The organism is Streptomyces sp. NPDC002520 (genome assembly GCF_053595235.1).
The window spans coordinates 138,689-161,180 of record NZ_JBSFXG010000008.1; the positions used below are offsets into that span (position 1 = coordinate 138,689).

Annotated in this window: 20 protein-coding genes; 9 read left to right on the top strand and 11 right to left on the bottom strand. The window is 72.8% G+C overall.

Going from position 1 to position 22,492, the window contains the following annotated elements; translation table 11 throughout:
• The first annotated feature begins 228 nt into the window (after nucleotides 1–228).
• Nucleotides 229–1,272, top strand: a complete 1,044-nt coding sequence (locus tag ACWD5D_RS14405; RefSeq protein ID WP_451372985.1) for a hypothetical protein — start codon at nucleotides 229–231, stop codon at nucleotides 1,270–1,272.
• Here the strand turns inward: ACWD5D_RS14405 and ACWD5D_RS14410 are convergent.
• The 7 genes from ACWD5D_RS14410 to ACWD5D_RS14440 all read right to left on the bottom strand — a co-directional run bounded on the left by ACWD5D_RS14410 (nucleotide 1,235) and on the right by ACWD5D_RS14440 (nucleotide 8,654).
• Nucleotides 1,235–2,005, bottom strand: coding sequence for a 2-phosphosulfolactate phosphatase (locus ACWD5D_RS14410; RefSeq protein WP_451372986.1), 771 nt, complete (start codon nucleotides 2,003–2,005; stop codon nucleotides 1,235–1,237). The two genes, ACWD5D_RS14405 and ACWD5D_RS14410, sit on opposite strands and share 38 nt — an antisense overlap.
• Nucleotides 2,006–2,064: 59 nt before the next feature.
• Entirely contained in the window at nucleotides 2,065–2,358 is a 294-nt protein-coding gene (locus ACWD5D_RS14415; protein WP_451372987.1) for a DUF1232 domain-containing protein, read from the bottom strand.
• 69 nt (nucleotides 2,359–2,427) lie between these two features.
• Entirely contained in the window at nucleotides 2,428–3,597 is a 1,170-nt protein-coding gene (locus ACWD5D_RS14420; protein WP_451372988.1) for a hypothetical protein, read from the bottom strand.
• Nucleotides 3,598–4,033: 436 nt separating this feature from the next.
• A complete protein-coding gene (locus tag ACWD5D_RS14425) occupies nucleotides 4,034–5,398 on the bottom strand; it encodes an FAD-dependent oxidoreductase (protein WP_451372989.1) in 1,365 nt (454 codons plus the stop codon).
• Nucleotides 5,399–5,678: 280 nt separating this feature from the next.
• Complete coding sequence (locus ACWD5D_RS14430) at nucleotides 5,679–6,938, bottom strand: C40 family peptidase (protein WP_451372990.1); 1,260 nt, start codon at nucleotides 6,936–6,938, stop codon at nucleotides 5,679–5,681.
• A gap of 208 nt (nucleotides 6,939–7,146) precedes the next feature.
• The gene (locus ACWD5D_RS14435; RefSeq protein ID WP_451372991.1) at nucleotides 7,147–7,842 is read right to left on the bottom strand and encodes a lipoprotein; all 696 of its coding nucleotides are present in this window, start codon (nucleotides 7,840–7,842) and stop codon (nucleotides 7,147–7,149) included.
• 98 nt (nucleotides 7,843–7,940) lie between these two features.
• The gene (locus ACWD5D_RS14440; protein ID WP_451372992.1) at nucleotides 7,941–8,654 is read right to left on the bottom strand and encodes a class I SAM-dependent methyltransferase; all 714 of its coding nucleotides are present in this window, start codon (nucleotides 8,652–8,654) and stop codon (nucleotides 7,941–7,943) included.
• Nucleotides 8,655–8,741: 87 nt separating this feature from the next.
• Between ACWD5D_RS14440 and ACWD5D_RS14445 the strand changes: the two genes are divergently transcribed.
• The 7 genes from ACWD5D_RS14445 (at nucleotide 8,742) to ACWD5D_RS14475 (ending at nucleotide 15,908) form a co-directional block, all read left to right on the top strand.
• Nucleotides 8,742–9,200 carry a flavodoxin family protein gene (locus tag ACWD5D_RS14445; protein ID WP_451372993.1) on the top strand — a complete coding sequence of 153 codons (459 nt, stop codon included), beginning with the start codon at nucleotides 8,742–8,744 and terminating at the stop codon, nucleotides 9,198–9,200.
• 312 nt (nucleotides 9,201–9,512) lie between these two features.
• Nucleotides 9,513–11,732, top strand: coding sequence for a hypothetical protein (locus ACWD5D_RS14450; RefSeq protein ID WP_451372994.1), 2,220 nt, complete (start codon nucleotides 9,513–9,515; stop codon nucleotides 11,730–11,732).
• 150 nt (nucleotides 11,733–11,882) lie between these two features.
• Nucleotides 11,883–12,143 carry a hypothetical protein gene (locus ACWD5D_RS14455; RefSeq protein WP_451372995.1) on the top strand — a complete coding sequence of 87 codons (261 nt, stop codon included), beginning with the start codon at nucleotides 11,883–11,885 and terminating at the stop codon, nucleotides 12,141–12,143.
• 237 nt (nucleotides 12,144–12,380) lie between these two features.
• Nucleotides 12,381–13,637 (top strand): beta-ketoacyl-[acyl-carrier-protein] synthase family protein, encoded by a 1,257-nt coding sequence (locus tag ACWD5D_RS14460; RefSeq protein WP_451372996.1) that lies wholly within the window; start codon nucleotides 12,381–12,383, stop codon nucleotides 13,635–13,637.
• A 69-nt stretch (nucleotides 13,638–13,706) separates the two neighbouring features.
• Entirely contained in the window at nucleotides 13,707–14,732 is a 1,026-nt protein-coding gene (locus tag ACWD5D_RS14465; protein ID WP_451372997.1) for an acyl-CoA desaturase, read from the top strand.
• Nucleotides 14,733–14,736: 4 nt separating this feature from the next.
• A complete protein-coding gene (locus ACWD5D_RS14470; protein WP_451372998.1) occupies nucleotides 14,737–15,216 on the top strand; it encodes an SRPBCC domain-containing protein in 480 nt (159 codons plus the stop codon).
• Nucleotides 15,217–15,407: 191 nt separating this feature from the next.
• Complete coding sequence (locus ACWD5D_RS14475) at nucleotides 15,408–15,908, top strand: hypothetical protein (protein WP_451372999.1); 501 nt, start codon at nucleotides 15,408–15,410, stop codon at nucleotides 15,906–15,908.
• Nucleotides 15,909–16,064: 156 nt separating this feature from the next.
• Here the strand turns inward: ACWD5D_RS14475 and ACWD5D_RS14480 are convergent, their stop codons facing one another.
• Nucleotides 16,065–17,126 carry a glycerophosphodiester phosphodiesterase family protein gene (locus ACWD5D_RS14480; protein ID WP_451373000.1) on the bottom strand — a complete coding sequence of 354 codons (1,062 nt, stop codon included), beginning with the start codon at nucleotides 17,124–17,126 and terminating at the stop codon, nucleotides 16,065–16,067.
• 170 nt (nucleotides 17,127–17,296) lie between these two features.
• Nucleotides 17,297–18,478, bottom strand: a complete 1,182-nt coding sequence (locus tag ACWD5D_RS14485; protein ID WP_451373001.1) for a PP2C family protein-serine/threonine phosphatase — start codon at nucleotides 18,476–18,478, stop codon at nucleotides 17,297–17,299.
• A gap of 269 nt (nucleotides 18,479–18,747) precedes the next feature.
• Between ACWD5D_RS14485 and ACWD5D_RS14490 the strand changes: the two genes are divergently transcribed.
• Entirely contained in the window at nucleotides 18,748–20,298 is a 1,551-nt protein-coding gene (locus ACWD5D_RS14490; protein ID WP_451373002.1) for an APC family permease, read from the top strand.
• Nucleotides 20,299–20,328: 30 nt separating this feature from the next.
• Here ACWD5D_RS14490 and ACWD5D_RS14495 read toward each other — a convergent pair whose 3' ends face one another.
• On the bottom strand, nucleotides 20,329–21,513 hold the full coding sequence (locus tag ACWD5D_RS14495; RefSeq protein WP_451373003.1) for an iron-containing alcohol dehydrogenase: 1,185 nt from the start codon (nucleotides 21,511–21,513) through the stop codon (nucleotides 20,329–20,331).
• Nucleotides 21,514–21,543: 30 nt separating this feature from the next.
• Nucleotides 21,544–22,479 (bottom strand): NAD(P)-dependent oxidoreductase, encoded by a 936-nt coding sequence (locus ACWD5D_RS14500; protein ID WP_451373004.1) that lies wholly within the window; start codon nucleotides 22,477–22,479, stop codon nucleotides 21,544–21,546.
• Nucleotides 22,480–22,492: the final 13 nt, after the last annotated feature.

The following is a 22,492-nucleotide window of genomic DNA, read 5'->3' on the forward strand; positions in this document are numbered from 1 at the left end:
CACTGCCCGGCCGCGACAGGCGAGAGAGTTGGTGCAGGTGCGGGTGAGATCGACGAGATCCGGGGCCGGGGGATCGGGGCGGGCACGGTGACCCGGCCGGACCACGCTCACACCACTGCCTCACCCGAGTGGCGGGACCCCGAGAGGGCTCCTCGTAATGGACAACGTAATACCGCGTGCCGCAACGCGGGGGCGTCGGCGCGGCTGCACCCTTCGTCAGGAGCCGAGATGACCACCCGCTCTTCGTCCGTCAGTCCCGACGACCCCGACATATCGCCCGAGCACGCCGCCGCCACGGTCGACGTACCGCGCGCGGCCGGTGTCGACCGTTCCGTGGCGGACGTCACCCGCCTGATCACCCTCCTCACCCGGCCGCCCCGCGACACGGACAGCGCCGACGAGGCGATCGGCGCCGCCGGGCAACAGCGCCCGGTGGACGGGGTCTCGCGGCTGATGGAACCGCCGCACCGCACGCCCGCGAAACCCCACCGCGGGCGCGCGGCCGTCCCGGCGACGCCCGTCAACCGGCCCGTCGAGGGTCTTGCCGAACTGCTCGCCGGGCGGGTCGCCGCACGACCCGGGGGCGCCCACACCGGACCACAGCCGGCGCCGCCCGCCGCCGAGTCCGTCTCCGCGCGCAGTACGACTCCGCCCGCGACGACCGCGCCCGCGAAGTCTCCGGCGGCCACGATCTCGGTGGTCAAGTCTCCGACCGCCAAGTCCCCGTCCACCGCGTCCACCGCGTCGCCCGCATCCTCCACGTCGGCCTCGGCGTCCCCTGCGGCGTCTGCGTCGGCTGCGGTCTCTGCTTCGGCGTCGGCGTCTGCCACGTCCGCCCCCGAGACCGGCACGGCGGTCGGCCCCCGGACGTCCGGGGGCCTGGACTGGTGTGCGCGCGCCACCGCGCTGGCCGTGTTCCTGTGCGGGGCCGCCCACGCCCCGCGCTACTGGACCGGCCCGGCCTCCGGCGTCCTCGGGGCCACTCTCCTGGCGTCCGGCGCCTGTGTGCTGCTGGCCCTCGCGCTGCTGGTGCGAACGCCGCAGGTCCGGCTGGGGGCGGCGACCTGCGCGCTGGCCGTCGCGGCGGCGCTCGTCGCCGCACAGGCGCTGGGCGGGAGGTCCGGCCTGCCGGACCCGGCACTCTTGCAGGCCGCACTGCTGGCACCGCCCTGGCTGGCGGGCACGGCCGCCGCCGTCGCCGCCCTCGCGGCCCTGACCGTCCTGCTGACCGGCCTCACTGTGGCGAACCTCCGCCACGACGAGGGGAGTTGAGCCGGCCGTCCGTCGAAGTTCGCACGGGCCGCAGGATCAGGTGACCGTCCTCTCGGACGGCCGCCATGGCGAACGGGAAGGTGTCCGCCTCCAGGCACATCGCCGCGTCCTCGGGGTGGACACCCGCCCGGCCCAGCCGCACCTCCTCGGCGAGCCGGAGCGCGCCGCCGGAACGCCGGGCCCGGTCGAGGTACGGAGCGGGGTCGGCGTACGGGGTGAGGTCGGTGTACGGGGCGGGGCCGGCGTCGGCCGAGCCGGCCCGGGCCGCGATGTACTGGGCGCAGGCCAGGTCCTCTTCGGCCGTCCCGCCGTCCCCGGTGACGACGAAGGTCACGGCGTCCGGGCGGACCCGCCGCAGCAGTTCGGCCGTCGCCCCGGCCACGACGAAGCTCGCGCACAGCAGCAGCCGCGCGTCCGCGACCGCCAGCGCTCCCGCCGTCCCCGCCGTGGTCTTCTGCACGACCGTACGGCCGCGTACGTCGAGGGAGCGCAGCTGGGCGGGCGAGTTGGCCAGGTCGAAACCCGGCACCGGCGCGCCGTCCTGGAAGGCCAGCCAGCCGGGGTGACGGGACTTCAGCTCAAGGGCCTCCTCCTGGGTACCGGTGAAGACGATCTTCTCCGCACCGCCCCTGAACGCCCAGGCGGCCACGGTGAACGCGCGCATCACGTCGACGACCACGGCGACGTCCGGTTTCGTCGGTGCGGTCTGAATGCCGGTGTAGGTAGGTCGCATCGGACCATCGTGTGGCATACCGGAACCGGCGCGCCGCGCGGGGGCGTGCGTACCGGCGTTCAGAACTCGCCGGCCTCCGGCGGCAGTCGGCGCGTGGCGCGCAGGCTGCGCAGGGCGAGGAGCAGGACGCCGATGTCATCCAGGTAGACGGGGTCGGGCAGCAGGTCGGTGGGCAGCACGAGGTAGAGGACCGCGCCCCAGAACACCCAGCGCGGCCCCGTGGGCAGCCCCGCCCGCCGCAGGGTCCGGCGAGCCCGGACCAGCCGGACCAGCAGGACGACGGCGACGGTCAGCAGCAGGACCGCGATGACGACGGCGGCGGCGATCAGCAGCTGGATCGTGGTCGAGTCCATGCGGTCTCCTGTCCCTCGGCTCCGGCGGACGCCGGACCGGTCTCCCTCACGAGTCCGCGCCGGTCCCGGTCACGACGGCCGGCCGGGGCCGTCGGAGCCTGGCGCGTCGTCCGGCGGCGGTGCCTGACGCGATGTCCTGGGGGTGAACCCGAGCCGCTCGAACGTCCGCGTCAGCTGCTGCAGCGGGGACGGCGTCCGGGCCGCGCCGGGCCGCTGCTGCGGCAGGGCCGGGACGGTCCCGTCGCGGTAGGCGGCGAGCGCCTCGTGGGCCTGCTCGGCCGCCTGCCGGTACAGGTCCCGGGACTTCGTCATGGCCTCCAGCGCCTCGGCGTACATCGCCACCCGCCGACGCTCGCGCTCCAGCTCCTCCTGGACGGTCAAGAGCGTCCAGTTCTCGCGCAGATCCGTCAACGCCTCCGCCATGCCCTGCGGCAGCGGCCGGGGCAGGGCGGCGAAGTGCCGTACGGCGCCGAAGAGTTCGGTGGGCTCGGAGCCGTCGAGGAAGACGCTGCGCACGCGGTGCGCCCGCGGGTCGTAGCCGTCCGGCGCGGGGTCCGGGGCCAGCAGGACCGCTCCGCCGCGCGGCACCTCGACGTCGAGGTCCTTCAGCGCCCAGTTGACGGCGCGCAACTGCTGCGGGGCGGCGCGGTGCTCCAGCACGCGGTGGCGCAGCCCCGGCGGCAGCAGCCGTGCCAGGGGCAGCCTGCCGTGCTCGTCCGGGGTCATCGCCTCGTGCACGACCAGGTTGACGCACCAGGCCTCGCGGGCGGCCTCCCGCAACCGGCGCCGCATCTCCTTGTCGTCCTCGGGCAGCGCGTTGACCTGCCGGAAACGCAGACCGGCGACGGTGGGATGGTGGTCCCAGTCACCGTCGTAGCCCGGCGCCGAGCCGCCCTCCGGCCAGAACAGGGTGGCCGGCGAGGCCCACGCCTCGTCCCACGGCTGCTCCGCCTCGGCGACCAGCGTCCACTCGTACCCCTCGGGGCGGGTCTGCCTCGGTACGAGGGTGAGCCGGGCGCGCACCGTGACCGTACCGGCGGCGCGCCAGCGTGCCTCGAAGATCCGGTGGACGGAGCCGTCGGGCACGAGCGGCTCGGCGAAGTCGTCGATGTCCCCGCCCTCCCTGTGCCGGTGCAGGGTGCGGCGGACGACGTCCTCGGTTGCGGGGCCTGTGTGGCGGCCGCGGGCCGCCCAGAGGGTCCCCGGGATGGCAGCGCGGTCGGTGGCGGAGTTCGACATGAGCCAATCTGCTGATGGGGGCGGGTGCGCCCTCCAGTATCACCGCTCGGGGTCGTGACGGGTCGGCCGGGGCCCGCGGGCGGCGCGTCGCGGCGGACGGACGCCCCCGCGTGCGGTGCCCGCGCGGACGCCACGGTGCGCCGGGCGCGCTGGGTGTGTGCCGTGCACCCGGGGAGCGTGCCGTACGCCCCCGGCGACCGCCGTCCCCGCCGTCGGGCGCCCAGACTGGTCCGGCGAACGGGGCCCGTCCACCCATCCGCTTCGGGACGGGCCCTGTTCCGTGGCCAGCCATGGGCTGACCGTGGACGAACGGCGGCGGTGTCCACAGGCGGCCCGAAAGCGCAGGTCCCTGGGGACTGGACACCGCTGGACCCCGACAAGGCCGATCGACGGCCCGGTCGAGGTCCAGCGGTGAAGAAGGGGGGACAGGTGAGACTCAGGCGCCGCTCTCCCGGAGCATGTCCTCGCGCTCGACGATCTTCACGCGGTCGCGGCCCTGCGGCTCGCCCAGCGCCCGCTCGGCGGCGTCCAGCCTGTACCAGCCCTCCCAGGTGGTGAAGCGGACCTCGCGCTCGGCGAGGAAGGCGTCCACCGCCTCCGGCTCGGGCGAGGCGGGGATGTGCAGACGGCCGTTCGCGTGGTCGTCCAGCAGGTTGGCCACGGTCTCGTTGGCGTCGCCCTTGGTGTGGCCGATGAGACCGATCGGACCGCGCCGGATCCAGCCGGTCACGTACGTCGACCGGAGGTGGGAGCCGCTCTCCTCGACGACCCGGCCGCCCTCGTCCGGGACCGTGCCCGAGGCGGTGTCCCACGGCAGCTTGGGCAGTTCCTCGGACAGGTAGCCGACGGCCCGGTAGACCGCGGTGACGTCCCAGTCCTTGAACTCGCCGGTGCCCTTGACGTTGCCGGTGCCGTCGAGGGCGGTGCGCTCGGTGCGCAGCCCGGTGACCTCGCCGTCCTTGCCGAGGATCTCGGCGGGAGACTCGAAGAAGTGCAGGAACAGCTTGTGCGGCCGGTCACCGGTGTCGCGGATCGCCCAGTTCTCGAGGGTCTTGGCGACCATGTCGGCCTGCTTGTTGCCGCGCCGGGTCTCGATCGAGCCCGCGTCGTAGTCGATGTCCTCGGGGTCGACGATGACCTCGATGTTGGGGGAGTGGTCCAGCTCCCGCAGCTCCATCGGGGAGAACTTCGCCTGCGCCGGGCCGCGCCGGCCGAAGACGTGGATCTCCAGCGCCTTGTTCGCCTTCAGGCCGTCGTAGACGTTCGCCGGGATCTCCGTCGGCAGCAGCTCGTCCGCCGTCTTGGCGAGGATGCGAGCCACGTCGAGGGCCACGTTGCCGACGCCGAGCACGGCGACCTTCTCGGCCTCCAGGGGCCAGGTGCGCGGCACGTCCGGGTGGCCGTCGTACCAGGAGACGAAGTCCGCAGCGCCGTAGGAGCCGTCGAGGTCGATGCCGGGTATGGACAGCTCACGGTCGGCCATGGCGCCGGTGGAGAAGATCACCGCGTCGTAGAACGCGCGCAGGTCGTCCAAGCTGATGTCGGTGGGGTAGTCGACGTTGCCGAAGAGGCGGATCTGCGGCTTGTCGAGCACCTGGTGCAGGGCGGTGATGATGCCCTTGATGCGCGGGTGGTCGGGGGCGACGCCGTACCGGATCAGGCCGAACGGGGCGGGCATCCGCTCGAAGAGGTCGATGGACACGCCGGGGTCGGCGGCCACCTCGGACTTCAGCAGGGCGTCGGCGGCGTAGATCCCGGCGGGGCCGGCTCCGACGATGGCTACCCGCAGGGGGCGCGGCATGATCAGGTTCCCTTCGAGCGTGAAACAGGCGACTCGTCGGAAACCCTAAGCTAAGGCAGCCCTAAGTTAGTACGCGGGTCCGGTCTATGACCTCATAAGTCGATCTTATGTCATGTCCAGGTGTCACTTATGGCGCCGGAGGCGGTCGCGCAGAGGGTGGATCGCGCCGGTCAACAAGACGTGGTGGAAGCGGCGTTGCCCGGCGTGGTGGTGGACCGGCGGGAGAGCCGGAGGTGGTGCGCCCGTCGTCGATGCGTCTGGTTCCGGTTCGTCGTGCGCGTCACGCGGGGCGGATCACCCGGTGGATCGCCTTTTCTCCGGCGCCGTAGACCGACTCCTCGCGGATGGACGACCCCGGGCCGGGGGCGTGCACCATCATGCCGTCGCCGACGTACAGGCCCACGTGCCGGTCGTCGTCGAAGAACAGCACCAGGTCCCCGGGCCGGACGGATTCGAGAGTCACCGGGGTGCCCGCGAGCGCCTGCTGGTGCGCGGCTCGTGGCAGCGTGACGCCCGCCGCCCTCCAGGCACCCTGAGTGAGGCTGGAGCAGTCGTAGGAGTCCGGTCCGGTGGCTCCCCAGACGCAGGGCTTCCCGATCTGCGCTCGTGCGAAGGCGATGGCCCTGGCGGCTCGTGCGAGGGGGGTGGGCTCGGGGGTGGGGGTGACGGTGGCCGCCGGCGTGGGCCAGGTGTCCTGTGCGGGTGGGATCTGAGGTGCCGGGGGAGGGGCGTCGAGTCGGGCGGTGTGCCGGGACAGCAGGTCCCGGGCGGCTGCGAGCTTGCGTCGGACGTCGGCCTTGGAGTCCGCGGGGGAGGGGCGCTGGGGTACGGGGACGGGAAGTGCGGTCGTCTTTGCCGTAGCGGCGGAGAGCGGGTCGGGCATGCCGGGGCCGAGGGACTCCGCCGGACTCGCTTCGGCCGGCCGAAGCGCACTCCTGACGGGCAACTCCCCATAAACCGGAGGGAGTTCACTCGCTCCGTCGACGGGAGGTTCGGCCGGTCGCCCTGCGGGAAGTTCAACCGGTCGCCGCGCGGGCAGTGTCGCGGAACGCCGGCTCGACAGGTCTGTGCCGCCCGCCTCCAGGGCGAGCCGCGGCCGCGCGCTCGTACCGGCCGGGGAGGCGCCTTCCGTGAGTTCCGCCGTCGCGCGGCCCGCGCCCGGTGCCGGGGCACCCGTGGGCGGAGCGGGCAAGGCGGGCCGGTCGGTCGCCGTGATCTCCTGCGCGTCGCCCCCCGGACGGCAGATGTCCGCCCGCTCCCGGTTGCGAGCCGGAATCACCGAGGTGTCCGGCAGTCGGTCGGCCGGGAGGGTCGCGGGCACCGTCGGGCCGAGCTTCGCGCGAGCCGCGTCGAACCACTGCCGGGCCACCGCGTCGAGCGCGGGATCCGAGGGCCGGCTCTGCCGCAGGGCGGGCGGCGCGCCCCTCCTGCGTGTCGCCACCGCCATCGCCCGGGTCGCGTTGAAGTTCCCCGTCGCGTTCTCGGCCCGGTCGTAGAGGGAGTCGATCCGCTGCCGCACCTCGTCGCGCTCCGGCGCCATGGGAGACGTGCTCCTTCCTTGCCCTGTAAGGCAGTTGGGCCGACCTGCCGGAAGGTCGTCGGATCTCCCGGCCCGGTGTGCCACTGCCCCGCTCACGGAGCGGGGCAGCCGCGTGGCCTGGCGTCAACCTAACGAACTTGTGTGCCTCGTGTGAAGGTTGACGAGTGGAATGCCTGATGCGTATGCGCGAGGTTCGTCGATGCGTTCGTCAGGCGACACGGAGAGTGCGCTTGGCCAGCTCGTACGCCGGCAGCATCGCCTCGTGCTCCTCGGTGTCCATCCCGCCGAGGTGCAGCACGACCGGGCCGTCGGGCGTGGTGACCGCGAGGGCGCGCTCCTTCTTGGTCTCCTCCAGGAGCTTGCTCGTGTAGAGGTACTCCACCTCCACACCGGCGACGCCACCACCCGTCTTCACGTCGCGGTACTTCTCCTTGCTGACGTTGTCCTCGGCGGCGACGAACGCGCGCAGCACGGTGCGTGCGTCCGCGCCGCCCGGCTCGCCGGTCCACACGCGCAGGAAGCCGATGTGGCCGGCGGGCTTGGCGTCGATCTCGCAGGCGGCGGTGACCGGACCCTGACGCAGGAAACTGTCGGCGAGTGCCCCCGACAGATCGCCGTCCGGCCCGTTCGACGCCTTGGACAGCTCCTTGCCGGCGTCGATGCTCTTGGCCTTCCAGTGCTGGGCGACCGCGAAGCTGACGGGCAGTTCGCAGGCCGAATCAGCGGCGCCGATCGTGCCGCCGCTCGCCACTGCCCCCTTCGTCCCCGCGCCGTCCGCCGTCGCCGACGCGCTCGCGGAGGCCTTCCGGTCACCGTCCGATGACTGCGCACAGCCTCCCAGCACCGCCGTCAGCACCACAGCCTGGACCGCTGCACCCAGCACGGACCCCACCCTGACCTGCACCGTCGTCTCCCCTCCCGTTCAGAGCCGTCAATGTAACCGAGGGGACCCGCAACGTCGTACGCGAGACGCGAGACGGCGTACGCGAGACGGCGTACGCGTCAGGCCGCCTCGCGCCCGCAGTGGAGGAAGAGGTGGGGTTCGGGTACGGCGTCGGGGTGGGCCGGGGAGAAGAGGGCGTGCTCCTCGGCCAGCACGGTCAGGCCCGCCTCCGTCGCGAGCCGGGTGAAGTCCGCGGCGGCGAAGCTCGTCACCCGCACCGGCCGGCCCATGAACACCCCGTCGACGGCCTCCAGATCGAGGGGCACGGTGGCCAGCACGGCGAGGCCGCCGGGGCGCACCGCACGCGCCACCTTGGCCACGACGGCGGACTGTTCGGCGCGGGACATCTGCAGGAGGGAGAAGTACACGCACACCGCGTCGAACGAGCTGTCGGTGAGCGGCAGTTCGCGGATGTCGACGAGGCGGAACTCGGCCTCGGGCACCTGCCGGGCGGCGAGGTCCACCATGACCGGGGAGACGTCGACGCCGAGCACGTGGTGTCCCGCCGCCGCGAGGGTCTGTGCGGTCGGCCGTCCCGTTCCGCTGCCCACGTCCAGGACCCGGCTGCCCGGTTCCAGCCGCTCCAGCAGCCACCGGAGCGAGGCCAGGTGTGCCTCGGAGGAGGCGAACGCCTTCTCGTAGTCGAGTCCCAGCGCGTCGAACACCACGGCGGCCGGTGCCCGGCGGTCGTCCTCGGCCACGACGGCTCCTCTCGTCCGCCCCGACGGGTGTCCGGCCCCGTGCGGGTGCCGTGTCCCGGCAGGTGCCGGCATCCTCGCACCCCGGCCAGGAGCCGACAACGGTGCGTCGGTCCGGGCACCGTTTGCGGGCCGTGGCGCCGGCGGGGCAGGGTTCGGGGCGTGCCTACCCTGCTGATCGTGCATCACACCCCGTCGCCCAACTGCCAGACGATGTTCGAGGCCGTCCTGTCCGGCGCGACCACACCGGAGATCGAGGGCGTGCGCGTCGTCCGCCGAGCCGCCCTGTCCGCCACCGCCTCCGACGTCCTCGACGCCGACGGCTACCTCCTCGGCACCCCGGCGAACCTCGGCTACATGTCCGGGGCCCTCAAGCACTTCTTCGACCAGGTCTACTACCCCTGTCTGGACCAGACCCAGGGCCGGCCCTTCGGCTACTACGTGCACGGCGGCAACGACGTCACCGGCGCGGTCCGCGCCATCGAGGCCATCACCACCGGCCTGGGCTGGCGCCGTGCGGCCGAGGCGGTGAGCGTCACCGGTGAGCCCGGCAAGGCCGACGTACAGGCGTGCTGGGAGCTGGGGGCCACGGTCGCGGCCGGGCTGATGGGTGACGGGTGAGAAGCCGGACCGGGAAGCGGTGCGCGTAGCCCGTTCGGCGGACGTGGTCCCGGCGCACCTCCCGCGAGGAGAAGCGGGCGAACGGCAGGGGTGTGTGTGCCGCGGTTGTGCGACTGCCATATGCCGCCGGGGCGCGGGGACCCGCGGTGGCAGGGGACCGCAGCGCATCCTCCGCCCGAGGGGGGGCGGGTGTGCGCTGCCCGGAGGGATGGAGGTGCGGGCGCGGTGTCCCTCGCCCACGATGGGACCGAGGCCGCGCCCCGCAGGACGCGGTCGCACTCTGTCGCACGTCGTCGAGTCGAGGAGCGTCGGATGCGAGCGGACGGCCACGCACCCAGGCGGCCAGGGCGGAACGAGAGGGACGAGCCGGACGCGCGCGACGAGCCGGATGGTCGGGACGAGCAGGACGCTCGGGATCTGCTGCGCCGCTGCGCGCAGGACGTCGCCGAGGTCGCCGAGGGCATCCGCGCGGTGTCCGCGCGCACGAGTACCGCGCTGCTCGCGCCGTCCCTGGCCGGGTCGGCGCGCCGGCATCCCCGTACGGGCCTGGCCGCGCAGTGGGCGCTGCTGCGGGCCCTGACGAACAAGCGGGGCCTCGGCGGCCCGGCGATCACCGCGCCCAAGGGCATGCGGCACGTTCTCGGCGCGGCCGGGGCGGCGCTGGGCCGGGAGAGCCTGGCCGCGACGGTGGCGGTCACCTCGCTGCGGCTGGGGATCGCCTCCTTGCTGGTCGACCACCCCGAGCTCGAGCGCGACCCGGGCATGCGCCGGCTGACGAACGCCCTCACCGCCGATCGCGCCCCGGTGGCCGTACGCGCCCTGCGCGGCCTGTTCAGGGACCCGGGTGCCCAGCGAGCGCTGTCCGGGCTCGCTCCCCTGATGTCCGAACTCCTCACCGTCCGAACCCTGTTGGACGAGGGTCCGGAGAACGACAGCACACGACGGGCGCCGGGAGTGCGCCGCGAGCTGTCCGCCGGTCCGGCGCACGGCATCAGCGGCTCCCGGCACACGGACACGGACCCCGACCGGGGCGAAGGCGCCGCCGACGCCGTCGACCTCACCGACCAGGAGAAGCAGACCATCGCCACCGAGGGCTCCTTCCTGGGCTTCCTGCGCAACATCGAGACGCTCTCCACCGACGGGCGGATCCTCGTACAGAACGTGCGCGGACCCGACGGCGTCGTCCGGTACGTCGTCCAGGTTCCCGGCATGGCCCCCGGCCGCCCTCGCAACGACTCCCCCCAGGACCTCGTCGGCGCCTGGCGCGACCTGTTCACCGCCGACTCGCCCGGCACCCGCTCGATCCTGCGGGCCCTCGAGGACCACGGCATCCCGCGCGGCGCGGACCTCGCCCTGATCGGGCACGGCGAGGGCGGCATCGCGCTGATGAACGTCGCCCAGGACGACGCGTTCTGCCGCGCCTACCGGGTCACCCACCTGGTCGCCGTCGGCGCCCCGGTCGACGGCAGAAGGCCCGCCGATCCGCGCACCTGGGTCGCCGGCATCACCAATCAGCACGACATCGTGCCCGTCCTCGACGGCAGGGGGGCGGGTTCCGCGTTCGATCCGCACCCGAACCGGTACGAGGTCCACTACGCGGGCCCCACCCACGAGTTCCCGCTGTGCCACATGCTGCGCGAGTACATCGAGCACCTGCGGACCGTCGTCCCCGGCGCCCGCAAGGACGTCGACGAGGCACTCGGCTCGTACCGCGGCCCCGTCGTGCGCACCCAGGCCTACCGGCTCAAGGACCCCGCCCGCCCGCCCGAGGGCTACCCCTTCCTCACCCTGCCCACCACCTCCGTCGCCACCACGGCCGGCCCGGTCGACCTGCCGGTGCGCTACTACGACTCCTCCGCCGCCCACCTGTGCTACCCCGTCGACACCGACACCGTCCGGTTCCTGCTGCCCGACGTCACCTGGATGGTGCCCAGCAGGCTCGGCCGCAGGGCGCTGGCCGTGCTCTCCCTGTACGAGCACCGGTGCACCACCATCGGCCCGTACGCGGAGATCGCCCTGTCGGTCCTGGTGGACGACCTGTGGCAGCCACGCCCGCGCGACATCGCCGTCGACCTGCTGCGCCGCGTCGACCTGCGCCGCACCGGCCGCCACGTCCTCTCGCTGGCCGTCACCAGCGAGGAGGCCCGCACGGTCGCCCGGGAGATCTGGGGCCAGCCCGCCGTCCGGACCACGGCCGAGGCCGATCTCATGGGCCGGGACCTCCGCTTCACCTCGCGGGACCTCGGAATCACCGTCGAGGGCCGCCTCGGCCCAGGCATCCGCTGCCCCGAGGCCGACTGGGTCCTGTACGGCCGGCGCGGCCGGAGCACCGTACGCACCCTGGTCCGCGCCCACGGACCCCTGCGGCTGCACACCGGAACCGGCTTACGGCCGCGCCTGGACACCGCCGCCGCCGAACCCATGGCCGGGCATCTGCGCCGGCTGGGCATCAGCGGCGCCCGGCCGCTCTTCGTCCTGTCCTGCCCGCAAGCCATGCTCCACCGCAGCGCCGGGACGGTCCTGCCGCGCTGAACCCATGAGGACCGCCGGCGGCACACGCGACCGCGACCAGTACTCACGACCGACACCAGCACATACCACTGTCACCGACACCAGCACGTACGACCGCCACCGACACCAGCACATACGACCGCCACCAGCTACACGCGACCGGGAGCAGCCATGGTGACCGAGTCCCTCGAAACGATCCCGTCGACCGGTGAGCTCCTCGACCGTGTGAGCACCTTGCGCACCGACGCCGCCCTGATGGACGACTACGCACAGCGGCTGCTCGCCACCGCCGGGGCACTCACCGACTGCGCGGTGGCGCCGCGGTGGAGCCCGCCCACCCTGGAACGGCAGGCGACCGCCTGCACCACGGCGGCGCGGCAACTGCGCGCCGCTGCCGAGGCGTTGCTCACCCACATGCGAGCCGGGGGCTGACCACGCGCCGAGCCCGGCCGACCCCCGGCCCGGAGCCCGGAGCCCGGAGCCCGGCGGCCGGCGGGTCGGCGGGTCGGCGGCCGGGGCGTCCGCCGCCTCGTGTCCGTGTACCCGCGAGCAGACGGTTGACGGCGCGTCAGTGACGTTCGCACATACGGGTGGTCGCGGAGGCAGTCCTGGGCCGAACGAGTTGTCGCGGTCCGTCGTCCGCCGTCCGCGCCCGGATAATCACCGCTCATGCAGCTCGTGAAAGCAGCAGGCCGCGCGACTCGGCGCGCCCCGGTGGCCGTCACCGGGCTGGGACTGGTCACCCCGGCCGGTGTCGGCCGGGACGCGGCGTGGGCGGGCCTGTGCGCCGGGGACTCCACGGCGACCGCCGACCCCGGTCTGGACGGACTGCCCGTGGCGTTCTCCTGCCAGGTGCCGGAACTGGACACGGCCGGCCTGCTCGGACACCGGCTCAGCCGCCGCCTCGACCGCTTCACCACCTTCGCGCTGCTCGCCGCACGGGAGGCCGTCGCCGACGCCCGGCTCGCCCCCGACGGCTGGGACGGCGCCCGGGTCGGCGTCGTCATGGGTGTCGGCACCGGCTCCATGCAGGGCTGGCAGGCCGAGTTCGACCGGCTCGCCGACCGGGCGCCGGAACGGGTCTCGCCGCTGGCGCTGCCGCGCAGCGTGCCCAACATGGCTGCCGCCGAGATCGCCCTGGACCTCGGCGCCACGGGCCCCAACATGGTCGTCAGCACCGCCTGCGCGTCCGGTACCAGCGCACTCGGCCTGGCCCGGGACTGGCTGCTGTCCGGAGCCTGCGACCTCGTCCTCGCCGGAGGCAGCGAGTCGGCCCGGCTGCGGATGACCGCCGCCTGCTTCGCCCAGATGCGCGCCCTGTCCCGCCGCGCCGACAGCCCCCACGTGGCCTCCCGCCCGTTCGACCGGGACCGCGACGGTTTCGTCCTCGGCGAGGGCGCCGCCGTCCTCGTCCTGGAACGCACGGAGGACGCCCGGGCCCGGGGCGCCCGACCCGTGGCTCTGCTCTCCGGTTTCGGCGCCTCCTGCGACGCCCACCACTTCACCGCCCCGCACCCCGACGGCGAGGGCGCCGCCCGCGCCATCCGCGGCGCCCTCGCCGACGCCGGACTGGAACCCGAGGACATCGACCACGTCAACGCGCACGGCACCGCCACTCCGCAGGGCGACGCGGCCGAGCACAACGCGCTGCACCGGGTCTTCCGCCGGCCCCCGCCCGTCACCGCCGTCAAGGGAACCATCGGGCACGCCATCGGCGGCGCGGGAGCCATCGAGGCGGCCTGCACCGTCCTGAGCCTGTACCACCAGCTGATCCCGCCCACCGCCAACCTGGACACCCTCGACCCGGCGATGGACCTGGACGTCGTCACCAAGGTGCCCCGCCGGCAGCGGATACGAGCCGCCGTCAGCAGCTCCTTCGGCTTCGGCGGTCAGAACGCCGTGCTCGCCTTCACCGCCGTGGACTGACCACCTCCCCTTTGGACATGTCCCAGCCGAAAGGTCGCCCCCTTGTCGGACTTGTCTCGCTCATCGGATTTGTCGGAGTTCTCGGAGTTCTCGGACTTCTCGGAATCCACCCCGCCGGCCCGCCGCGGGCGGTCCTGGCCGAACGCCGAGCAGTTCATGATCGGAGTGTTCGTCGGCGTACCGTTCCTGGCGCTCCTCGCCGCCGGACCCCTCGCCTGGCGGCACGGCCTGAGCCCGACGGACCTCACGCTGGCCGTCGCCTTCTACCTCGTCAGCGGGCTCGGCATCACCGTCGGCTTCCACCGGCACTTCACCCACGGCTCGTTCAAGGCCCGCCGGCCGCTCCGGATCGCCCTCGCCGTGGCCGGCTCGCTCGCCGTGCAGGGCCCTCTGATCACCTGGGTCGCCGACCACCGCAAGCACCACCGCTTCTCCGACCGCGACGGCGACCCGCACTCGCCCTGGCGCTACGGCCACTCGCCCCGCGCCCTCGCCAAGGGGATGCTCCACGCCCACCTGGGCTGGCTCTTCGAGACCGAGCACGCCTCGCCCCGCCAGTACGCGCCCGACCTCGTGCGGGACCGCACGCTGATGCGGATCTCCCGGCGCTTCGGTGGTCTGGTCCTCCTCTCGCTCGCCCTGCCGGCGCTGTTGGGCGGGGCGCTGACCCGCTCCTGGCAGGGTGCGCTGACCGCGTTCTTCTGGGCCGGACTCGTCCGCGTCTGCCTGGTCCACCACGTCACCTGGTCCATCAACTCCATCTGCCACGCGGCCGGTTCCCAGCCCTTCCGCAGCCGCGACCGCTCGGGCAACGTCTGGTGGCTGGCCCCGCTGTCCCTGGGCGAGTCCTGGCACAACCTCCACCACGCCGACCCCACCAGCGCCCGGCACGGGGTGCTGACCGGGCAACTCGACGCCAGCGCCCGCCTGATCCGCTGGTTCGAGCGCCTCGGCTGGGCGTACGACGTGCGCTGGCCCGACCGCCGCCGCGTGGGCGCCCGCCGCCAGGAGCAGCAGGGTGGGGAAACCGCTCCGTCGGCGCCGGCAGCGGTCTGCTCGCCGGAGCCCGGTGGCGGACCCGGCCCGGTAGCGTGAGCCCATGTACGCCACGCGAGTCACCCGGCGGGTGCAGGCGCCCGCGACAGTCGTCTACGAAGCACTGGTCGATCCCGACGCCCTCGCCGCCTGGCGGGTCCCCGAGAACATGACCTCCCACGTCCACACCTTCGAGGCCCGCGAGGGCGGCGCCTTCCGCATCTCCCTCACGTACGACGAACCGTCCGACACCGGGAAGTCCGGCGGGCACACGGACACCTACCACGGACACTTCGCGAAACTCGTCCCCGGCGTCCAGGTGGTGGAGGTGTTCGCGTTCGAGACGGACGACGCGGCCGTGCGCGGCACGATGACCATGACGACGACGCTCACCGAGACGGACGAGGGCACCGCCACCGACGTCGAGATGCTGCACGAGGACGTCCCGGACGGCATCCCCCGTGCCGACAACGAGCTGGGCATGCGCATGGCCGTCGACCAGCTCGCCCGGCTGGTCGAGGAGCGGAACCCGCCGACGGCCTGAGCGGAGGTGGCCGGCCGAAAGGACCGGGAAAGAGGCCGGAATCCGGCACAACCTTCGGTGCTGCGCCAAGCGTGTGAATCGCGCAGAAAGAACGCGGGGAGAAGGGGAACCGCGGTCAGGGAAATGTGGTCTTAAGGGCCATCGACGGCCGGGATCGGTTCGGTCGTGAAGATTCCGGGGGAATGACACACATGTCCATTCGGCACCGCAAGACCCTGCTGACCGCCGTCACCCTGACCGCCGGCCTGACCCTCGGCGCGGTCACGCCCGCCCTCGCCGGCACCGGCGCGAGCCACACCACCCGCGCCGGCGCCGTGTCCTCCGCCCAGGGCGACCCGCGCAACGTCACCCAGCGTGTGGCCGACTTCTACGGCGCCTACATCGACTCCGTGTGGGCCACCGAGGACCCCGCCGCAGGCGCCGACGCCAAGGCGCTGCGCGCCTTCTACCTCTCGAGCGCCACCCAGAAGAAAGTCAACGCGTACGAGAGGAAGAACCACGCCGACGGCATCCTGTTCGCGCAGAACGTGCCGGTGAAGTGGAAGGTCGTCCACACCGGCTCCGGCGCGGGCCACGCCGCCAGCAGGGTCACCCTCACCTGGAGCGACAGCAGGCACCCCGAGGTCACCAGGATCGACGTCCTGTCCGACCTGAAGACCCTGAAGATCACCGACCTGAAGCCGGTGCGCTGACCGGCCGAGACCTGAAGCCGGTGCGCCGACCGGTCGAGACCCGAAGCCGGTGCGCCGACCGGCCGACGGGCGCGCAGTCCCGCCCCGCCCCCACTCGGGGCGGGGCTCGCGACGGTGGTCCGGACGCCCGTCCGGCTCAGCGCCGCTCGGGTCCGCTCAGGCCTGGCCGTGCGGGACGTACGGCCGCGGCAGGCGCATCCCGCGGTCGGCCATGATCTGCCGAACGTGGTCGGGGTAGTCGGTGATGATCCCGTCGACGCCGAAGTCCATCAGCTTCTCCACGGTCGCCGGGTCGTCGCAGGTCCAGGGGACCACCTTGAGACCGCGGGCGTGGGCCTCGGCGACCATCGCCGCGTCCGAGTAGAAGCGGAAGCCGGGGTCGCCCACCTTCCCGTTCTGCGGGAAGCCGTAGTTGGGGGAGAGGGTCGTGACACCCGGGACGGCCGCGGCCGCCTTCACGAAGTCGCCGCCGTAGTCGTCGGCGTCGATCCCGCCCAGCCACGGGGACGCGCCGGGCTTTCCGACCTGCAGGAAGTCGTAGTTGGTCAGCGCGACCAGCGGCCACTTCGGCGCGAGGCGGTGCATCGCCATCAGCGCGCCCCAGTCGAAGGACTGGATGGTGACCTGGCGCTCGATGCCGGAGCGGTGGATCTCCTCGTACACCCGGCGGACGAACAGTTCGCGCGGCGCGGTCTGCTCGGGTGCGCCCGCCTCGACCTTGGTCTCGATGTTCAGCGTGACCTGGTGCGCGTGGTAGCTCTTCACCAGGTTCAGGACGTCCTTCAGCTCGACCATCCGGAAGCCCTTGACGACCTCCTGCTCCGGGAACCCGGGCAGCTGCCGGTAGCCGCAGTCCAGCGTCTTGATCTGGGCGAGCGTCAGGTCCTTGATGTACTTCCCGACGTACGGGTACTGCGGGTCACCGGGGGTGACCGGGCCCGTGTCACGGCACTTGACGCCGCTGATCTGCCGGTCGTGGTTGACGACGACCTTGAGGTCCTTGGTGACATGGGTGTCCAGCTCCAGCGTGGACACCCCGAGCCGCAGCGCCTTGCCGAAGCCCTCCAGCGACTCCTCGGTGGTCATGCCGAGACCGCCGCGGTGCGCCTGGAGGTCGAAACGGGCCTGGGGCGGGTCGTCCTGTGCCGCGTGTGCGGTGACCGGGAACGCGAGGGCCGGCAGCAGGGCCAGACCGGTGAGCAGATGGCGTAGGGACATGCGCGGATTCTCGCAACGCGCGGGACAGGCGAAGTCTGTCACGAACTGAACTTTGACGCAAAGGCAGTTGAACGTGCGCGACATCGAGCCGTGTCCCTGAGTACCGCTCCGTCCCGGACGGTGACCCTTCGCCCCGGCCTGTCCCCACCCCCGTCTGCGCGCCCGCCCCTTCACCCCGCGCCGGACGGGGTCCCGCTGTTCTGCCGCAGCGTCTCGTCGGAGTTTCCGCGGCCGTGGCGGCGGCGCCGGTCCGTGGTGGCGGTGCGGTGCAGGGCGATGAGCGCGGCGTCGTCGCCGAGCCGGCCGCCCGCGTGGGCGAGCAGATCGCGGCGCAGATGGTGCATGAGCGCCTCCGGGGAGTTGTCCGTCCACCGCGCGACCCGGTCGGTCAGCGGATAGAACCGGCCGTGCACGTCGCGGGCCTCGACCACGCCGTCGGTGTACAGCAGCAGCGTGTCCCCGGGTTCGAAGGAGAACACGTCCAGGGTGTGCTCGGCGCTCCCGTGCACCCCGAGGGGCGGTGCCGGGTGCAGGCTCGGCACGGTGACCGCGTTCCCCGGGCTCAGCAGCAGGGGCGGGGGATGGCCGCAGCTGGTCATCAGGGTGATCGGACTGTGGTCCGGGATCTCCACCAGCAGCACGGTGGCGAAGCGCTCGCCCGCCTCCTCCGCGGGCTCCAGCTCGGCGGCGTACCGGGTGATGCTCTGGTCCAGTGTCGCGGCCAGATCCGTCAGTTCGACATGGCGGTGCGCGCTCTCACGGAACGCGCCGAGCAGCAGCGCGGCCTCCCCGATGGCGGGCAGGCCCTTGCCGCGTACGTCGCCGATCAGGACCCGGATTCCCTCGTCGTACTGGGTCGCCGCGTACAGGTCGCCGCCGATCTGTGCCTCGTCCTCGGCGGCGAGGTAGAGGGACGCGATCCGCAGCGGGCCGATCTGTTCGGGCAGCGGCCACATCAGCACGTGCTGCGCCGCCTCGGCGACCGTGCGGACCTGGGCCAGCTGGGCCAGCCGGCGTTGCCGTACGACGCTGTAGACGACGCACATCGCCGAGAGCACGACGAGGGTGATGATCTGCACGATGTGGTTGGTCGTGGCGACCCCGCCGTGGGTGAAGGCGATGAGTGTCTGGGCGGCGACCGCGAGGACGCCGACGAAGGCGGTGGTCCGCGGGCCGGCGAACGAGGGGGTCAGGGCCGGTGCGATCACCAGGGCCGGGCCGAGATGGATCTCCGTGGGCGTGCGCACGTCCACCACCGTGATCACCACGATGAGCGCGATCGGGAGCAGCGGCAACGCGTGTGCCGACCGCCATGGCTGCCGCAGACAGGCACCCCACTCGCGGACCTTCATGCCACCAGCGTGCGCCCGCACGAGACGGACGGCACACGGAGGCAACGCGGCGCACGTCACACGGGAAGAATTGGAATCGGGCATTCCGGACCCGACTTCGGTTCCCGGATATCGGACAGTGATCACGTTGCCTTTATTTCGCCGACCGGATAGCGTCATTCACCGTTCAATCGGTAGCTCGCGACGCTGATCGACCTGGGAAGTCAAGGTCATCGACGATCGGGGTAAATCGGGTTCAACCGAAATCGCAGCATCTAATCTGCTGTGTCATGACACAGACGGCAGTGCGGCCGGCGGCCGACGACACGGCATCCGGTGACGGAGTACGGGGCAAGGGCCTCGGCGGCAATTCCATCGGCCTGCTCGGCAGCGCGGTCATCGGCGTCTCCACCGTGGCGCCGGTCTACTGCCTCACCTCCACCCTCGGCTCCACCGCGGGCGAGGTCGGCCTGCACATGCCGGCCGTGTTCCTCGCCGGCTTCCTGCCGATGCTGCTGGTCGCCTTCGCCTACCGGGAGCTGAACAAGGCCGTCCCGGACTGCGGCACCTCCTTCACCTGGACCGTCAAGGCGTTCGGGCCGCACGTCGGCTGGATGTGCGGCTGGGGCCTGGTCATCGCCACGGTGATCGTGCTGTCCAACCTCGCCGGGGTCGCCACGTCCTACTTCTGGCTGCTCGCCGGGGAACTGACCGGCAGCGGCGCGGTCGCCGGCCTGGACGGGAACAAGGCGGTCCACATCGTCACCTGTCTGGCGCTGATCGCGGCCGCCACCGCGATCAGCTACCGGGGCATGACGACGACGAAGGGCGTGCAGTACGCGCTGGTGGGACTCCAGCTCGTGGTGCTCGCCCTCTTCGTCGTCCTCGCCCTCGGCAAGGCCCGCTCCGGTGCCTTCGCGGGCCACGCCGACTTCTCCTGGTCCTGGCTGAACCCCTTCGCGGTGAAGTCGTTCGCCTCCTTCAGCGCCGGACTCTCCCTGTCGATCTTCATGTACTGGGGCTGGGACACCTGCCTGACCGCCAACGAGGAGACGATCGGCAGCGAGAAGACCCCCGGCCGGGCCGCCCTCATCGCCATGGTGGTCCTCGTCGGCTCCTACCTGACCACCGCGGTCGCCGCCCAGATGGCCGTCGGCTCCGGCACCCACGGCCTGGGCCTGGCCAACCCGGACACCTCCGACAACGTCTTCGCCGCGCTCGCCGGACCGGTGATGGGCCACGCCATGGGCATCCTGCTCTTCGTCGCCGTCCTCGCCTCGGCCGCCGCCAGCCTCCAGACCACGTTCATCCCGGTCGCCCGCACCGTCCTCGCCATGTCGGCCTACCAGGCGCTGCCCGCCTCCTACGCCCGCGTGCACGAGCGCTTCAGGACCCCCGGCCGGGCCACCGTCACCGCCGGCGTCGCCACCGGCGTCTTCTACACGGTCATGACGCTGCTGAGCGAGCACGTCCTCGTCGACACCATCTACGCGCTCGGCCTGATGATCTGCTTCTACTACGCGCTGACGGCCTTCTCCTGCGCCTGGTACTTCCGCCGCGACCTGACCGGCTCCGTCCGCGACGCGCTGTTCAAGGGCGTCCTCCCCGTCCTCGGCGGCCTCCTGCTCACCGCCGTGTTCGGCAAGACCCTCCACGACATGTGGAACCCGGCCTACGGCAGCGGCTCCGCCGTCCTCGGCGTGGGCTCGGTCTTCGTCATCGGCGTCGGACTGCTGCTGCTCGGTGTCGTCATCATGCTGGTGATGCGCCGCCGCAGCCCGGCCTTCTTCCGTGGCGAGGTGCTCACCGCCGGGACCCCGGCCCTGGTGGTCGAGGACTGACCAGGGCCGGGGTCCGGGAACTTCGGCGGCTCAGCGGGGCTCGTACGTACGGGCGAGGATCTCCAGCACCTCGGACTCCCGCGGCAGACGCGGCGCGTTCTTCGTCACCGCGTCGGCGACCGCGCCGGCCGCGATGGCGGGCAGCAGGGCGCGGTCCGCGCCGAGGTCCCGCAACGGCCGCTTGACGTCCAGCGCCCCGGACAGCTCCCGCACGGCGGACACGGCGGCTTTGGCCCAGTCGCCGTCGGCCGGCGGGTCGACCCGCATCGCCCGGGCGACCTGCTCGTAGGGCCCCTGCGCCGCGGGCGCGCTGAACTCCATGACCTCCTCCAGGACCGCGGCCAGGGCGACGCCGTGCGGGGTGCCGGTGTGGGCCGTGATCGCGTGCCCGATGCCGTGGACCAGCCCGAGACCGGAGAGGGTCAGGGCCTGGCCCGCGAGATGCGCCCCCATCATCAGCTCGGCCCGCGCGTCAAGGTCCGTGCCGTCCCGGTGGGCGGCGGGCAGGGCGCGGCTGACCATGGTCACCGCCTGCGTGGCACAGGCCACGGAGAACGGGTTCGCGCCGCGCGAGGCCAGCGACTCGATGCCGTGCACGAGCGCGTCGATGCCGGTCGCCGCGGTGGCCGGCGCGGGCAGCCCGAGCGTCAGCTCCGGGTCGAGCAGGGCGATCCGGGGCTTCACCGAGGGGTGACCGATGTACACCTTGCGGCAGGCCCCGGTGTCCTCGATGACGCCGAAGCCGTTCGTCTCGGCGCCGGTCCCGGACGTCGTGGGGACGGCGATGAGCGGGAGGCCGTCGGCCGCCTCCCACAGGTGGTCGGCGTCGGCGGCCACCGCGTTCCGGTTGCCGACCAGCAGCGAGATGCCCTTGGCCGCGTCCAGCACCGAGCCGCCGCCGAGCGCGACGACCACGGCGGGCCCGAAGGCACGGGCCCGGGCGGCGCCCGCGTCGACGTTGGCGGTGGACGGGTTCGGCGCCACCTCGTCGTAGACGTCGTACTCGACGGCCCCGCCGTCCAGGATCTTCAGGACGCGCTCGGCGACACCGGCCGCGCGCAGGCCGCGGTCCGTGACGACGAAGGCCCGGTCGTGACCGGTCGCCGCGATCAGCTCGGGCAGCTCGCCGATGCGGCCGGCTCCGAACTCGACACGGCAGAAGGGTTCGATGCTCAGCGAGGCGGTGGCGAGTCGGCCGGGGTGGGAAGAGGTCATGGGGTGCGGCTCCTGACTGCTGCGGGCGGGTCAGACGGCGAATGCCGCGCCGTCGAGCGCGGCCGCCGGGTCGGGCAGGCGGAACTCCCGCCCGGCGAGGGACTCGTAGAGGCGGACGGGGCTCATCTCGCCCGCGAGATCGCCATGCTGGGCCTTGGAACGGCGGTAGATCTGCTCGACCAGGGCCGACAGCTCCGTGGACACGCCGAGATCGCGGCCGAGATCCACGGCCAGCCCCAGATCCTTGCAGGCCAGGGCCATGGCGAACGAGTCGTCGTAGTCGCCGTCCGCGAGCACGCACATGATGTCGTTCTCCAGGAAGTTCGAGGCGGCCGGGCTCGCCAGCAGCGAACTGCGCAGAACCCCGAGGTCGACGCCCGCCTTCACGCCCATGGCGAGGACCTCGGAGGTGGCCACCAGGTGGCTGAACCACAGCAGGTTGATCATGAGCTTGACGGTGTAGCCCGCCCCGAGCGGCCCGACGTGCAGGACACGGTCGGGATCGCCCATGGCCTCGAAGGCGGGCAGCGCGATACGGAAGTCGTCGTCGAGGCCGCCGACGAATATCTGCAGGGTTCCCGCCTCGGCGCCGTGGGCCATACCGCTGACCGGCGCGTCGAGCCGGCGCACGCCGCGTGCGTCCAGCACCTCGGTCGCCACGCGTTCGGCGGCCGCCGGTGTCGACGTCGACATGTCGATCCACAGTGCGCCCTCGGGCAGGGCTGCCGCAGCCCCGCCGCGCAGCAGTACGTCCTCCACGATGCGCGGTGTGGGCAGCATGGTGATCAGGAACTCGGCGTCACGGGCGCAGTCGGCGGGGGAGTCGGCCCAGCGGGCACCGAGCGCGAGATGCTCGACGGCTGCCTCGGGCCGGGTGTCGTGCACGGTGACCAGATGCCCGGCGTGGATCAGGTGGCGGGCCATGTGGCGTCCCATGTTGCCCAGACCGATGAAACCGATCCTCATCGTTGTCCTCGCT

Excerpts from the sequence above, each read along its gene's own strand:
- ACWD5D_RS14490 (WP_451373002.1), top strand. The coding sequence starts at position 18,748 with ATGACACAGACGGCAGTGCGGCCGGCGGCCGACGACACGGCATCCGGT.
- ACWD5D_RS14485 (WP_451373001.1), bottom strand. The coding sequence starts at position 18,478 with ATGAAGGTCCGCGAGTGGGGTGCCTGTCTGCGGCAGCCATGGCGGTCG.
- ACWD5D_RS14415 (WP_451372987.1), bottom strand. The coding sequence starts at position 2,358 with ATGGACTCGACCACGATCCAGCTGCTGATCGCCGCCGCCGTCGTCATC.
- ACWD5D_RS14450 (WP_451372994.1), top strand. The coding sequence starts at position 9,513 with ATGCGAGCGGACGGCCACGCACCCAGGCGGCCAGGGCGGAACGAGAGG.
- ACWD5D_RS14455 (WP_451372995.1), top strand. The coding sequence starts at position 11,883 with ATGGTGACCGAGTCCCTCGAAACGATCCCGTCGACCGGTGAGCTCCTC.
- ACWD5D_RS14480 (WP_451373000.1), bottom strand. The coding sequence starts at position 17,126 with ATGTCCCTACGCCATCTGCTCACCGGTCTGGCCCTGCTGCCGGCCCTC.
- ACWD5D_RS14475 (WP_451372999.1), top strand. The coding sequence starts at position 15,408 with ATGTCCATTCGGCACCGCAAGACCCTGCTGACCGCCGTCACCCTGACC.
- ACWD5D_RS14405 (WP_451372985.1), top strand. The coding sequence starts at position 229 with ATGACCACCCGCTCTTCGTCCGTCAGTCCCGACGACCCCGACATATCG.
- ACWD5D_RS14500 (WP_451373004.1), bottom strand. The coding sequence starts at position 22,479 with ATGAGGATCGGTTTCATCGGTCTGGGCAACATGGGACGCCACATGGCC.
- ACWD5D_RS14440 (WP_451372992.1), bottom strand. The coding sequence starts at position 8,654 with ATGCCGGCACCTGCCGGGACACGGCACCCGCACGGGGCCGGACACCCG.
- ACWD5D_RS14495 (WP_451373003.1), bottom strand. The coding sequence starts at position 21,513 with ATGACCTCTTCCCACCCCGGCCGACTCGCCACCGCCTCGCTGAGCATC.
- ACWD5D_RS14430 (WP_451372990.1), bottom strand. The coding sequence starts at position 6,938 with ATGGCGCCGGAGCGCGACGAGGTGCGGCAGCGGATCGACTCCCTCTAC.
- ACWD5D_RS14460 (WP_451372996.1), top strand. The coding sequence starts at position 12,381 with ATGCAGCTCGTGAAAGCAGCAGGCCGCGCGACTCGGCGCGCCCCGGTG.
- ACWD5D_RS14410 (WP_451372986.1), bottom strand. The coding sequence starts at position 2,005 with ATGCGACCTACCTACACCGGCATTCAGACCGCACCGACGAAACCGGAC.
- ACWD5D_RS14470 (WP_451372998.1), top strand. The coding sequence starts at position 14,737 with ATGTACGCCACGCGAGTCACCCGGCGGGTGCAGGCGCCCGCGACAGTC.
- ACWD5D_RS14425 (WP_451372989.1), bottom strand. The coding sequence starts at position 5,398 with ATGCCGCGCCCCCTGCGGGTAGCCATCGTCGGAGCCGGCCCCGCCGGG.
- ACWD5D_RS14420 (WP_451372988.1), bottom strand. The coding sequence starts at position 3,597 with ATGTCGAACTCCGCCACCGACCGCGCTGCCATCCCGGGGACCCTCTGG.